The following is a 13,725-nucleotide window of genomic DNA, read 5'->3' as shown; positions in this document are numbered from 1 at the left end:
GACTTCGTCGGCGTGCGTGAGGCGCTGCAGGCCGCCGGCATCGACTACGACTCGGCCGAGGCGTCGTTCGTGCCGTCGATGGAGGTGCCGCTCGACAAGGACGGCGCGAAGAAGATGTTCCGCGTCATCGAGGCGCTCGAGGACTCGGACGACGTGCAGAACGTCTTCGCCAACGGCCAGGTCTCTGATGAGGTTCTCGCCGAACTGGACGCCGAGGACTGATCCCGGTCGTTCCGTGAGTGATCGACGGCCGTGCCCCGCGGGGCACGGCCGTCGCGTGCATCGGGTACGGTGGATGCGAACAAGTGTTCTATCGGGTGCGTCGTTCGCACCCGTCGAGGCCGGAGGTGTGACGTGCGGGTGCTCGCTGTCGACCCCGGTCTGACGCGCTGCGGCGTGGGCGTCGTCGCGACGGGCCAGGGCTCGACGTTGCAGATCGTGACGGTGGGGGTCATCCGTACCTCGGCAGACCTGCCGTTGCACGAACGCCTCCACGAGTTGCGCGTCGAACTGGACGCCGTGTTCGAGCGCACCCAACCCGATGCGGTCGCCGTCGAGCGGATGTTCGCGCGCCACGACGTCTCGACGATCATGGGCACTGCGCAGGCGTCGGCCGTCCCGATGCTCGCCGCGGCTGAACGCGGCCTGCCGCTCGGGCTGCACACGCCCTCGGAGGTCAAGGCGGCGGTGACGGGTAACGGGCGCGCCGACAAGGCGCAGGTGACGACGATGGTGACGCGCATCCTCGGCCTCGAGGTCGCTCCCAGACCGGCCGACGCCGCCGACGCGCTCGCCCTCGCCATCTGTCATCACTGGCGCGGTGGCGGGCTGGCACGCCGGGGTGCGAGCGCTGACGGAGCGTCGACAGCGCCGGCCGCTGTCGCGTACCGGCAGGCTGCGGCTGCCGCGGCGCGACGTTCCCGCTCGGCGAGCAAGACATACCGTGACGCCCTCGGTGCCGCGTCCCAGAGCGCGCCTGCCACTCGACCCGCCAACAGGGGAGTTCGCCCATGATCGCCAGCCTCACCGGTGAGGTGCTCACCGCCCGTCTCGACAGCGTCGTCGTCGAGGTCGGTGGCGTGGGTCTGCTCGTCCACACGACGCCGGCAACCGCCGCCGCGGCACGCCCGGGGGAGTCGATGCGCCTCGCGACGTCCCTGGTCGTGCGTGAGGATTCGCTGACACTCTTCGGCTTCGCCGACGACGACGAACGGGCCCTGTTCGAGCAGGTCCAGACGGTCAGTGGCGTGGGGCCGCGTCTCGCCCTCGCGATGCTCGCCGTGCACCCGCCGCAGCAGCTCGCCACCGCGATCGCGGGCGGCGACGTCAGGGCGCTGACGAAGGTGCCCGGCATCGGCAAGAAGGGTGCCGAGCGCATCGTCCTCGAACTGCGGGACAAGGTCGTCTCCGTCAGTGGTGACGGCGGGCAGGCGGCGCCCCAGGCCGTCGTCCCGGCCACTGCGGGTGACGACCAGGTCGCCGAGGCGCTCATCGGGCTCGGCTGGAGCGCCAAACAGGCCGAGGACGCCGTCGCCAAGGTGGCTGCCCGTCCTGAGGCCGAGGGCGCGAACACGCCCACCGTGCTCCGGCTGGCGCTGCGCGAGCTGGGCCGATGAGCCCGTCCCACTTCGAGGACCACAGCGCCGACGTCTCGCCGCGCCTCGTCGACCCCAACGGCACCGAGGACGAGCAGCAGCTCGAAGCGGCCCTGCGGCCGAAGAAGCTGGCCGATTTCCCCGGGCAGCCACGCGTGCGCGAGCAGTTGAGCCTCGTCATCGAGGCGGCCCGGCGCCGAGCGACGCCGCCCGACCACATCCTGTTCTCCGGCCCGCCCGGTCTGGGCAAGACGTCGCTTGCGATGATCGTCGCGAGTGAGCTCGAGGCGCCCATCCGCATCACGAGCGGCCCTGCCATCCAGCACGCCGGTGACCTGGCCGCCATCCTGAGCTCGCTCAACGAGGGGGAGGTGCTCTTCCTCGACGAGATCCACCGCATGGCCCGCCCCGCGGAGGAGATGCTCTACCTCGCGATGGAGGACTTCCGGGTCGACGTCATCGTCGGCAAGGGCCCAGGGGCCACCGCGATCCCCCTCGAACTGCCGCGCTTCACCGTCGTCGGTGCGACGACGCGCGCCGGTCTGCTGCCGGCGCCACTGCGCGACCGCTTCGGCTTCACCGGCCATCTCGACTACTACGACGCGGCCGACCTCGCCGACATCCTCGCCCGCAACGCCGACCTGCTCGGCGTACCCGCGACGCGTGAGGGCATCACCGAGATCGCCGGCCGCTCCCGCGGCACGCCGCGCATCGCCAACCGGCTGCTGCGCCGGGTGCGTGACTACGCGCAGGTGCACGGGCGCCACGTCGTCGACCTGACGTCCGCGCGTGCCGCGCTCGAGCTGTTCGACGTCGACGACGACGGCCTCGATCGCCTCGACCGCGCGGTGCTCGAAGCCCTGTGCCGACGCTTCGGGGGTGGGCCGGTCGGGCTGTCCACGTTGGCCGTCGCCGTCGGTGAAGAACCCGACACGGTCGAGACGGTGGCCGAGCCGTATCTCGTGCGCGAGGGCTACATGATCCGCACGCCGCGTGGGCGCGCCGCGTCACCGCGGGCGTGGACGCACCTCGGGCTGCGCCCGCCGGACGGGCACTTCACCGAGACATTTCAGCGCGACACCGACGACGGGGGCGGACGTTTCACCGGGTAGGGTGGTGCGGCCACCGCTCGAGTCCGCGCACCGCGCACCGGTGAGAGCGCGCGAGGCGCTTCGAGATCTGACGTGAGGACCCACATGCCGTACCTGGTCGCCGAGTCGCAGGCGGGAAGCTCGGGCTTCCCGATCCTGCTCGTGCTGCTGCCCTTCCTCCTGCTCGCGCTGATGTTCTTCACGCAGCGTCGGCGCTCCCAGGCGACGATGCGCGCGCAGGCCGCGCTTCGCGTCGGTGACGAGGTGCGCACGACGAGTGGGCTGTTCGGCACACTGCGCGAACTCGACGACGTCAGTGGACACCTCGAGATCGCCCCCGGCACCGTGGTGAGGTTCGATCGTCGGGCCCTGCTGCCCGCAGCCCCCGACGAGATGGAGAAGGGTCGATGAGCACGCCCGCAGGCGCCGAGCGCGCCGACGAGAACCGTTATACGGTCGATGCGAACCGCCCCGCGGCGCGCAAGAAGCCGAAGCACACCAACCCCAAGCGTGGCTTGGCCGTGCTTCTCGCCCTGTTCCTCGTCCTCGTCGGTGGCATCGCTGCGACGGGACATTGGACACCGAAGCTGGGGCTCGACCTCGAAGGTGGGCGCACCGTCGTCCTCGAACCGGTCGTCACAGGCGGCAAGAGCGTCAACTCGAGCCAGGTCAAGCAGGCCGTCGACATCATCCGCAACCGCGTCGACGCCACCGGCACGTCCGAGGCGGAGGTGACGACGCTGGGGGAGAAGGACATCGTCGTCTCCATCCCCGGAAACCCCAGCCAGCAGGTGCTCGACTCGCTCTCGCGCAGCTCGCAGCTCAACTTCCGCGCAGTCATCGCCGCGGCACAGGGCAGCACCACGGGTACCTCGCCGTATCGCCTGCCCGAGGTCGTCAACCCCTCGAACGGCGCCTCCGGCTCGGCGTCCGCGTCACCGTCTTCATCGGCCTCCGCTTCTGGTTCTGCGTCGAGCTCGGCCTCGTCGTCACCGTCGTCCAGTTCGAAGGACCGACTGCCGGCCGCATTCAAGACCGCCGGCCCGGCCAACGCGAGCGACCCGGCGTGGGGAAACGAGAAGGTCGACTCGGTCTGGGTCAAGGCCGGTATCGCGACCCCGTCGACGACGTACAACCAGCTGCTGCAGCTCTACGCCTGCACCCCGGCCTACCAGGAGGTGGCCGCGGCCGCCCCTGACAACAAGCCGACCGTCATGTGCGCGAAGGAGGGCAACGAGAAGCTGCTCCTCGGCCCGGTCGAGATCAAGGGTTCGCAGCTGACGGACGCGAGCAGCGGCCTCGACACGAACCAGCAGGGCAACCAGACCGGCGAGGTCGCCGTCAACCTGTCGCTCAACGGCTCGGGCAAGACGGCCCTGGCGAACGTGACGCGCCGCGTCGCGCCGCTCGAGCAGCCCCGCAACCGCTTCGCCATCGTCGTCGACGGTCAGTCGATCTCGGCGCCGACCGTGCAGGCCCCGCTGACGGACGGTCAGGCGAAGATCACCGGTGGTTTCACCGAGTCGAGCGGCAAGCTACTCGCCGACTCGCTGAAGTTCGGTGCGTTGCCGATGTCGTTCAAGGAGCTCACCTCCGACCAGGTCAGCCCCCAGCTCGGCTCCGACCAGCTGACGAAGGGCCTCATCGCGGGCGCCATCGGCCTCGGCCTCGTCGTGTTGTACTCGCTCATCCAGTACCGCGCGCTCGGCCTCGTCACGGTGGCGAGCCTGCTCGTCGCCGCGGCGCTGACCTACCTCGCCGTGACGCTGCTCGGCTCGCTCAACAACTTCCGCCTGTCGATGGCGGGTGTCACGGGCCTCATCGTCGCCATCGGCATCACGGCCGACTCGTTCATCGTGTACTTCGAACGCGTCAGAGACGAAGTGCGCGCCGGGCGGCCATTGCGGGCCGCCGTCGAGACGGGATGGACGCGCGCGAAGCGCACCATCATCATCTCGGACGCGGTGAACTTCCTCGCCGCCGCCGTGCTCTACGTGCTGTCGGAGAGCACCGTCAAGGCGTTCGCGTTCACCCTCGGTCTCACGACGATCATCGACATCGTCGTCGTCATGTTCTTCACCCACCCGGTGCTGGCCCTGCTCGCCCGCACGAAGTTCTTCGGTGGCGGCCACCCCGCCTCCGGTCTCGACCCCGCGCGTCTGGGCGCCCGTCAGGCCGCATACGCGGGCCGCGGTCGCGTGACGATCGCCGACCGCCGCCGCGCCGCCGCACAGGAGGAGACAGCCTGATGGCCAGCCTCGCAACATTCGGCAACGATCTGTTCACCGGTCGCCGCCAGATCGACTTCATCGGCAAGCGCAAGCGCTGGTACGCCCTGACGGCGCTGCTGCTCGCGCTCGCCGCCGTCGGTCTGTTCGGGCGGGGGCTCAACTTCGGCCTCGAGTTCACCGGTGGCTCGGAACTGCGCGTGCCCGGCGTCTCGAGCACGCACGACTACGACACGCGCGCCGAGAAGGCCGTCCAGTCGGCGACCGGCTCGAACGCTGACATCGTCGTGACGAAGCTCGGCTCCGACACGATCCGCGTGCAGAGCGAGAAGCTCGGCGACGGCACCGCCGACGCGACGGACGCCGTCAAGACGTCCCTCGCGAAGGAGTTCGGCGTCTCGCCGAGCAACGTCACGTCCTCGTTCATCGGCCCCTCGTGGGGTGAGACGGTGACGCACAAGGCGATCGTCGCGCTGTTCGTCTTCCTCGCGTTCGTCTCCGTCCTGCTCGCGTTGTACTTCCGCACCTGGACGATGGCCGCCGCCGCGCTCATCGCCCTGCTGCACGACCTGTTCTTCACGGTCGGCATCTACGCCCTCACCGGGCTCGAGGTGACGCCGGCGACGATGATCGGCTTCCTCACGATCCTCGGCTACTCGATCTACGACACCGTCGTCGTGTTCGACAAGGTGCGCGAGAACACGAGCGAGGCGTTCGCGACCGGCCGCCGCAGCTTCGACCAGGCCGCGAACTACGCGGTCAACCAGACGCTCGTGCGCTCGATCAACACCTCCGTCGTGGCGTTGCTGCCGATCTCGGCCATCCTCGTCGTCGGCGCGCTGTTCATCGGCCCGAGCACGCTGCTCGACATCGCCGTCGCCCTGTTCATCGGTATTGCGGTGGGCACCTTCTCGTCGATCTTCATCGCGACGCCGGCCCTGACGGACCTGCGCCGCCGCGAGAAGGGCGTCCAGGAGCTCGCGCGTCGAGCCGGTAGCTACCAGTCGCGTGCCACGACCGACGACGAGCACGCCACCGCGGCGTCTGCCTCGGGGGTCGTGACGGCGCCGGCCCCTTCCCAGGGCGGTGGCGCGTCGCAGACGGCGCGCACGCGCGGCATCCACCCCGCTGCCAAGCGTGACGACTGAGGCCGCCGCGATGATCGAGCAGCGCATCGCCGACGTCGTCGCCCGCCACACGCGTGATATCGCCGACTTCCCGAGCCCCGGTGTCGTCTTCAAGGATCTGACGCCCCTGTTCGCCGACCCGGCGGCGTTCGGGCAGGTGCTCGACCTGCTGGCCGAGCGTCATGACGGCGTCGACGTCGTCGCGGGCGTCGAGGCGCGCGGGTTCATCATCGGCGCGCCGCTGGCGCAGCGCATGGGCGTCGGTTTCGTGCCGATCCGCAAGAAGGGCAAGCTGCCCGGTGACGTCGTCTCCGCCTCCTATGACCTCGAGTACGGCTCGGCGACGATCGAGGTGCAGACGGACGCGGTGACGCCGGGTGCGAACGTCCTCGTCGTCGACGACGTGCTCGCGACCGGGGGCACGGCCGTGGCTGCCTGCGAGCTGATCGAGAAGGTCGGCGGGCGTGTGGCGTGCCTCGACGTGCTCGTCGAACTGGCCTTCCTGCCCGGCCGCGAACGGCTTGATCGGTGGGAGCTCCACACGGGCCTCGTCGTCAACTGACGCCAGGGGCACTACGATCGGCGCATGGCTGAGCAGTCCGGTTCCAACGCGACCTCGCGCGTGCGCGCCCGTCTCGTCCGCTTCGGGGGCCCGCGTCCGGGCTCGAACCGCGTGCTCGACCCGCTGCTGCGCACGGTGCGTGAGACGCACCCGAAGGCCGACACCGCGCTGATCGAGCGCGCCTACGAGGTGGCGGAGCGCTGCCACCGTCATCAGGTGCGCAAGAGCGGCGACCCGTACATCACCCACCCGCTCGCCGTCGCGACCATCCTCGCCGAGCTCGGCATGACCCCGCCGACGCTCGCCGCGGCCCTCCTGCACGACACGGTCGAGGACACCGACTACTCGCTGGAGCAGCTCACCGACGACTTCGGGCCCGAGATCGCGCGTCTCGTCGACGGTGTGACGAAGCTCGACAAGGTGACGTACGGCGACGCCGCGCAGGCTGAGACGGTGCGCAAGATGGTCGTCGCGATGGCACAGGACATCCGCGTGCTCGTCATCAAGCTCGCCGACCGCCTGCACAACGCGCGCACGTGGCGGTACGTCTCCGCCGAGTCCGCCCAGCGCAAGGCGACGGAGACGCTCGAGATCTACGCGCCGCTCGCGCACCGGCTCGGCATGAACACGATCAAGTGGGAGCTGGAGGATCTGTCGTTCGCGACGCTCTATCCCAAGGTCTACGACGAGATCGTCCGCCTCGTCGCCGACCGCTCACCGGCGCGCGAGTCGTACCTGCGCACCGTCAAGGAGCAGGTGTCGGCCGATCTAAGGGCCGCGCGCATCGCCGGTGAGGTGACGGGCCGGCCCAAGCACTACTACTCCGTGTACCAGAAGATGATCGTCCGCGGCCGCGACTTCGAGGACATCTACGACCTCGTCGCCGTGCGCGTCCTCGTCGAGTCGGTGCGCGACTGCTACGCCGTGCTCGGCACGCTGCACACGCGGTGGACGCCCGTCCAGGGGCGGTTCAAGGACTACATCGCGATGCCGAAGTTCAACATGTACCAGTCGTTGCACACGACGGTCATCGGCCCCGGCGGCAAACCCGTCGAGATCCAGATCCGCACCTACGACATGCACCGTCGCGCCGAGTACGGCGTCGCCGCGCACTGGAAGTACAAGGACGACGCGAAGAAGGGCGCGACGAGCGCCGACGGCACGGTCAGCGCCTCGCCGGCGACGGGCACGAACGACATGGCGTGGCTGCGTCAGCTGCTCGAGTGGCAGCGCGAGACGGAGGATCCGGGCGAGTTCCTCGAGTCGTTGCGCTTAGAGGTCGGCAGCCGCGAGATCTACGTCTTCACGCCGAAGGGCGGCGTCATCGGGTTGCCGTCCGGGTCGACGCCCGTCGACTTCGCGTACGCCGTGCACACCGAGGTCGGCCACCACTGCATCGGCGCGCGCGTCAACGGGCGTCTCGCGCCACTCGAGACGACGCTCGTCACGGGCGACTCGGTCGAGGTGCTCACCTCGAAGGCGGACGGCGCCGGGCCGAGTCGCGACTGGCTGACGTTCGTCAAGTCGCCGCGTGCCAAGAGCAAGATCAAGCAATGGTTCACGAAGGAACGCCGCGAGGAGGCCATCGAGAAGGGCAAGGATTCCCTCGCGAAGACACTGCGCAAGCAGGGTCTGCCCCTGCAGCGCCTCATGTCGCACGAGTCGTTGACCGAGGTCGCGACGCGGATGAACCACGCCGACATCGACGCCCTGTACGCCGCGATCGGTGACGGGCACGTCTCGACCGAAGCCGTCATGCGTGCCCTCGTCAAGGCGCACGGCGGTGAGGAAGCAGCCACGGAGGACATGGCGGAGGCGACGACGCCGCGCACCGCGCCGCGCTCACGTGCGGGCGATCCGGGCGTCACCGTCGTCGGCACCGACGACGTGTGGGTCAAGCTCGCGCGCTGCTGCACACCAGTGCCGGGCGACGACATCGTCGGGTTCGTCACGACGGGCTCGGGCGTGTCCGTGCATCGCGAGGACTGCACGAACATCGAGAACCTGCGTCGCCAGCCCGAGCGGCTCATCGACGTCGCGTGGGCGCCCGGACAGGCGAGCGTTTTCCTCGTGCAGCTGCAGGTCGAGGCGCTCGATCGCAGCGGGTTGCTCTCCGACATCACGCGCGCGCTGAGCGACCAGCACGTCAACATCCTGTCGGCGAACCTGGCGACGCAAGCCAACCGCGTCGCCATCAGCAAGTTCACGTTCGAGATGGGCGATGCGAGCCACCTCGACCACGTCATGCGCGCGGTGCGCAAGGTCAGTGGCGTGTTCGACGTCTACCGCATCACCGGCACCGGCGCGCGCGCCGACCATCGCACGACGCCGGAGCAGGTGAAGCCCGCCGCGTCGCCGGCGGCCGACGAGGACGAGTGAACCGCAGCCGCTGACGGTGCCGACGGTGTGTTGCGCCCAGCGATAGGCTGACGGCGACCTGCCCCCGCACGAACGGACGCCCGCCGTGACCGACTCCGCAGCCACGCCCGACCTCGTCGAACTCGCCGAGGCGTACGGCATCACGACCGAGTACGAGGACTGGAAAAAGGCCCGCGTCAACGTCGCGGCTGACACGCTCGTCGCCGTCCTGGCGGCGCTCGACGTCGACGCTTCGACGCCCGACGCCGTGCGCTCGGCGTTGCAGACGCGTCGGGACGCACCGTGGCGCCGCGTCGTGCCGCCGTGCGTCGTCGTGCGCGAGGGCGACGATGTCGAGTTCCCGGTGCACGTCGTTGAGTGCGACCAGGTGGTCGTGCACGTCGTCACCGAGCGCGGGACGCATGTCTCGGTGACGGTGTCGTCGCGCGCGCAGGAGACCCGCGAGGTCGACGGACGCGTCGTCGAACGGCACGTCGCGCGCGTGGACGGCGACCTGCCGCTGGGGTACCACACCGTCATCGTGTCGCCTGTTGGCCTTGCTGCGGGCGACGGCGACAGTGACGACACGCGCGTCGACGGCGAGGATCGCCCGTCCACCGAGGCCGGCGACGGGCACGACATGAGGGCCGCGGGTGCGCGCGCAAGCCTCATCGTCACCCCGCGGGTGCTCGAGGTGCCGGCGACGATGCGCGACAAGCGCGTGTGGGGCCTGGCGACGCAACTGTATTCGGTGCGTTCGCAGGGGTCATGGGGCGTGGGCGACCTCGTTGATCTGCGCGACCTCGCCGTGTGGTCGGCGGCCGAGCACGGCGCCGACTACGTCCTCGTCAATCCGCTGCACGCGGCACAACCGAGCGCGCCGATGGAGCCGTCGCCGTACCTGCCGACGTCGCGCCGGTTCGTCAACCCGCTCTACCTGCGGGTCGAGCACGTCGAGGAGTACGCGAGCGCGTCCGCCGACATCCGCGGGGTCATCGACGACCTGGCGCGGGATGTCCACGCGCGCCTCGATGACGTCGACCGCATCGACCGCGACGCTGCGTGGGGGGCGAAGGAGCAGGCGTTGCGAGTCCTGTGGCAGATCGGGCGCACGCCGGGGCGTCAGGCCGCGTTCGACGCCTACTGCCGCGCCGGCGGCGAGCAGCTCACCCGTTTCGCGACATGGTGCGTGCTGTTCCGCACCTTCGGGACCGACTGGCGAACCTGGCCGCACGATTATCAGGACGCGACGGCGCCCGCCGTCTCACGGTTCGGCTCCGAGCACGCCGACGAGGTCGACTTCCACCGCTGGTTGCAGTGGTGCCTCGACGAGCAGCTGCGCGGCGTGCAGTCGGACGCCGTCGCCGCGGGCATGGCGCTCGGCGTCGTCCACGACCTCGCCGTCGGCGTCAACCCCGCGGGCGCGGACGCCTGGGCCCTGCAGGACGCGTTCGCGGCGGGCATCCACGTCGGCGCTCCGCCTGATCAGTTCACCCAGCTCGGGCAGGACTGGGGGCAGCCACCGCTGCGCCCGGATCGTCTCGCCGAGACGGCGTACGCGCCTTTCCGCGAGATCGTCGGCACCGTCCTGCGCCACGCCGGTGGGGTGCGCATCGACCACATTCTCGGGCTGTTCCGCCTGTGGTGGGTGCCGGAGAGCATGACGCCGAAGGACGGCACGTACGTGACGTACGACCACGAGGCGATGATCGGCATCCTCGTCCTCGAGGCGCAGCGCGCGGGTGCGCTCGTCGTCGGGGAGGATCTCGGCACGCTCGAGGCGTGGGTGCAGACGTTCCTCGCCGAGCGCGGCGTGTACGGCACGTCGATCCTGTGGTTCGAACAGGACTGGGATGCGCAGCGTCCGCTGCCACCCGAGGATTGGCGCGAGAAGTGCCTCGCGTCGGTGACGACGCATGACCTGCCGCCGACGGCCGGCTATCTCGACGCCGCGCACGTGCGGCTGCGTCACGAGCTGGGGCTGCTCGACGGCTCGCTCGAGGACGAGTTGGCGCGAGACGAGGCGGACCGCCGGCGGTGGCGCGAGTTTCTCGTCGCTCAGGGCCTGCTCGATGACGCCGACGCGCCGAACGAACAGGTCGTCGAGGCACTGCACGCGTTCCTCGTCACGACGCCGTCACGGATGCTCAACGTCGCGCTCGTCGACGCCGTCGGCGACGTGCGCGTGCAGAACCAGCCCGGCACGGCCGACGAGTACCCGAACTGGCGTGTGCCGCTGTCCGGCCCCGACGGTGAGCCGATCCGGCTCGAGGACGTCTTCACGAGCGAGCGCGCCGCGCGCTTGTGCGGCATCTTCGCCGGGCTGAACGAGCACGCCGCCCAGGGTTGACCTCACGGCGGTGTACGGCGTCACCGCACGAACATCGCCCGAGAACGGGTCACGGTTGACGCGTTCTCGGGCGATGTGGCTCGAGCTGGGGACCTTTGTGCAACCTCAGCGGCCGTGCGCGCCAGGCGCCGACCCGTCAGTCACGCCCCGGAGCGAGGAACGCTGCGAGGGCCGCGCCGTACATCGCCTGGTCGGCGGCGCCGACGAGTTCGCGCGCCGAGTGCATCGACAGTGTCGGGGCGCCGAAGTCGACGGTCGTCGCGCCGGTGAGCGCCGCCGTCATCGGCCCGACGGTCGAGCCGCACGGCAGGTCAGAGCGCACGACGAACTCCTGCATCGGCACGCCCGCCTCCCGACACGCGGCGGCGAAGTGGGCGGCGCCGACCGAATCCGTCGCGTAGCGCAGGTTCGTGTTGATCTTCAGCACCGGCCCGCCGTTCATCGCGATGTGGTGCGCAGGTTCGTGACGATCGGCGTAGTTCGGGTGCGTCGCGTGCGCCATGTCGCCCGAGGCGATGACGGTGTGCGCCATCGCGCGGTGCACGTCCTCACGCCCGCCGCCGAGCGTCGAGATGATGCGTTCGAAGATCGTCGGCAGCAGGTTCGAGAACGCGCCGCGCTCCGACATCGAGCCGATCTCCTCGTGGTCGAACAGCGCGATGAGCGGCACGAGCGGCACCTCACCTTCGGGTGCCGGGCGCTCGACGGCGTCGATGAGAGCCTGCGTCGCGGCGTAGCTCGTCGCGAGGTTGTCCATCCGGGCGCCCGCGACGAACTCGCGGTGCAACCCGGTGCGCGCGGCCGGCTGCACGTCGTGCGTCATCGCGTCCCAGCTCAGCACGTCGACCGGTTCGACGCGAACCTGCTCGGCGAGCCACTCGACGAACAGTGGTGCCTGCGACAGCGCCCACGACGGTTCCATGTGCAGCTGCTTGTTGAGCGTCAGAGCGTCGTTGGTCGAGCGGTCGAGGTGGATCGCGAGCTGCGAGACGCGCAGCAGCGGCTCGTCGACGGCGAACAGCCGTTCACCGACGCTGCCGTCGGCCTCGCGCACCGCGACACGCCCCGACAGCCCGAGGTCGCGATCGAGCCACGAGTTGAGCAGCAGCCCGCCGTACGGTTCAACGCCGAGCAGTTGCCAGCCGACGCGCTCGTGGTCGGGGCGCGGTTTGATGCGCAGGTTGGGGGAGTCGGTGTGTGCACCGACGACTCGGAACGCGACCGCGCCGCGCTCGCCGCCGGCGTCACCGTCATCAGCGCCACCACCAGAGCCGTCGAACGGCCGAGTGAGCACGCGCTCCGTCGACCACGCGACGAGCGACCCGCCGCGCGTCGTGACGTAACGTCCCGGCTCGCTCGCCCAGGCGTCACGCTCGTCGAGGGGCGTGAAGCCCGCCTCGACGAGCATCGACAGAGAGGATGCGACCGCGTGGAACGGCGAAGGGCTGGTGCGCAGGTACGCGACCAACCCTTCGGCGGCCGAATCCGTCGTGAAACGTCCGGATCCGAAACTCATGATGCCTCTCAGCCCTCCAGCTCGTTGGCGGTCGAGCGCACCTGCTCGAGCCACGACTGCTTCGCCTCGAGCTCCTGACGCAGCTTCGCGGCCTTGTTCGAGTTGCCCGCGGCCTCGGCGGCCTCGACGTCACTGCGCAGCGACGCGACGGCGTTCTCGAGCTGGGTGACCATCGAGTTGGCGCGCGCGCTCACCTCGGGGTCGGACTTCTTCCACTGCGCCTGCTCGGCGTCACGGACGCCGTTCTCGATGCGGCGCATACCCTTTTCGATGCGGTCCATGTCCTTGCGCGGAACCTTGCCCGCGGCGTCCCACTTCTCCTGTAGCGCGCGCAGCTGGGCCTTCGCGGCACCCAGGTCCTTGACCGGCAGGATCTTCTGGCCCTCGGCCAGCAGCTCCTCCTTGACCTTGGCGTTGGCCTCGAACACCTTGTTCTCCTCGGCGACGACCTCATCCTTCGCCGCGAAGAACGCATCCTGCGCCTTCTTGAAGCGCTGCCACAGCGCGTCGTCGTCGGAACGCGACGCGCGCCCGGCCTGACGCCACTCGCTCATGAGGCGCTTGAACGCCGACGCCGTGGGCCCCCAGTCGTTCGAGGTGGCGAGCTTCTCGGCCTCGGCGACGAGACGCTCCTTCTCCTTCTTCGCCGCGCCGTGTTGCTCGTCGAGCTGGCTGAAGTGCGTGCGACGCGTCTTGTCGAACCCGTTGCGAGCAGCGGAGAAACGCTGCCACAGCGCCGACTCGACGTCACGGTCGAGACGTGCACCGTTCTTCTGGTGGTTCTTCCACTCGTCGAGCAGTTCGCGCATGCGCGTCGTGCTCTTCTTCCACTGCACCTTCTCGGGATCCTGTGCGGCGATCTGCTCGGCCTCGGCGACGAGCTGCTCGCGGTGGACGA

The 13,725-nt window shown here is 69.9% G+C and carries 12 protein-coding genes; 10 read left to right on the top strand and 2 right to left on the bottom strand.

Annotation, left to right across the window (positions count from 1 at the left end):
• From B2284_RS03140 to malQ, 10 genes are all read left to right on the top strand, one after another.
• Positions 1 to 222: YebC/PmpR family DNA-binding transcriptional regulator (locus B2284_RS03140; protein ID WP_286697174.1), on the top strand; the 222-nt coding region annotated here is incomplete at its 5' end.
• 132 nt (positions 223 to 354) lie between these two features.
• Entirely contained in the window at positions 355 to 1,014 is a 660-nt protein-coding gene (gene ruvC, locus B2284_RS03135) for a crossover junction endodeoxyribonuclease RuvC (RefSeq protein WP_144694011.1), read from the top strand.
• A complete protein-coding gene (ruvA, locus tag B2284_RS03130; RefSeq protein WP_286697173.1) occupies positions 1,011 to 1,616 on the top strand; it encodes a Holliday junction branch migration protein RuvA in 606 nt (201 codons plus the stop codon). The genes ruvC and ruvA overlap by 4 nt, the downstream gene beginning before the upstream one ends.
• Positions 1,613 to 2,707 (top strand): Holliday junction branch migration DNA helicase RuvB, encoded by a 1,095-nt coding sequence (ruvB, locus tag B2284_RS03125; RefSeq protein ID WP_006944831.1) that lies wholly within the window; start codon positions 1,613 to 1,615, stop codon positions 2,705 to 2,707. Before ruvA ends, ruvB begins: the two co-directional genes overlap by 4 nt.
• 84 nt (positions 2,708 to 2,791) lie before the next feature.
• Positions 2,792 to 3,097 (top strand): preprotein translocase subunit YajC, encoded by a 306-nt coding sequence (locus B2284_RS03120; RefSeq protein ID WP_006944834.1) that lies wholly within the window; start codon positions 2,792 to 2,794, stop codon positions 3,095 to 3,097.
• Positions 3,094 to 4,935: a protein translocase subunit SecD gene (gene secD / locus B2284_RS03115; protein WP_286697172.1), complete on the top strand. Its 1,842-nt coding sequence runs from the start codon at positions 3,094 to 3,096 to the stop codon at positions 4,933 to 4,935. The genes B2284_RS03120 and secD overlap by 4 nt, the downstream gene beginning before the upstream one ends.
• Positions 4,935 to 6,062, top strand: coding sequence for a protein translocase subunit SecF (gene secF, locus B2284_RS03110; RefSeq protein ID WP_136788294.1), 1,128 nt, complete (start codon positions 4,935 to 4,937; stop codon positions 6,060 to 6,062). Before secD ends, secF begins: the two co-directional genes overlap by 1 nt.
• A 10-nt stretch (positions 6,063 to 6,072) precedes the next feature.
• Positions 6,073 to 6,603 carry an adenine phosphoribosyltransferase gene (locus B2284_RS03105; protein WP_038567957.1) on the top strand — a complete coding sequence of 177 codons (531 nt, stop codon included), beginning with the start codon at positions 6,073 to 6,075 and terminating at the stop codon, positions 6,601 to 6,603.
• 24 nt (positions 6,604 to 6,627) lie between these two features.
• Positions 6,628 to 8,982 (top strand): RelA/SpoT family protein, encoded by a 2,355-nt coding sequence (locus tag B2284_RS03100; protein WP_136788293.1) that lies wholly within the window; start codon positions 6,628 to 6,630, stop codon positions 8,980 to 8,982.
• An 85-nt stretch (positions 8,983 to 9,067) separates the two neighbouring features.
• Positions 9,068 to 11,311 carry a 4-alpha-glucanotransferase gene (malQ, locus tag B2284_RS03095; protein ID WP_136788292.1) on the top strand — a complete coding sequence of 748 codons (2,244 nt, stop codon included), beginning with the start codon at positions 9,068 to 9,070 and terminating at the stop codon, positions 11,309 to 11,311.
• Between the two features lie 136 nt (positions 11,312 to 11,447).
• Here malQ and B2284_RS03090 read toward each other — a convergent pair whose 3' ends face one another.
• Together B2284_RS03090 and B2284_RS03085 are read right to left on the bottom strand one after the other, a co-directional pair.
• Positions 11,448 to 12,827, bottom strand: a complete 1,380-nt coding sequence (locus tag B2284_RS03090; protein WP_136788291.1) for a M18 family aminopeptidase — start codon at positions 12,825 to 12,827, stop codon at positions 11,448 to 11,450.
• Positions 12,828 to 12,835: 8 nt separating this feature from the next.
• Positions 12,836 to 13,725, bottom strand: an 890-nt coding sequence (locus B2284_RS03085; protein WP_286697171.1) for a DUF349 domain-containing protein, incomplete at its 5' end; no start/stop codon positions are given.

Source organism: Dermacoccus sp. UBA1591, assembly GCF_002322065.1.
Taxonomy (GTDB): Bacteria; Actinomycetota; Actinomycetes; order Actinomycetales; family Dermatophilaceae; genus Dermacoccus; species Dermacoccus nishinomiyaensis.
Note: the sequence above shows the minus strand (reverse complement) of the source record. Positions and strands in the feature narration are given on the sequence as shown.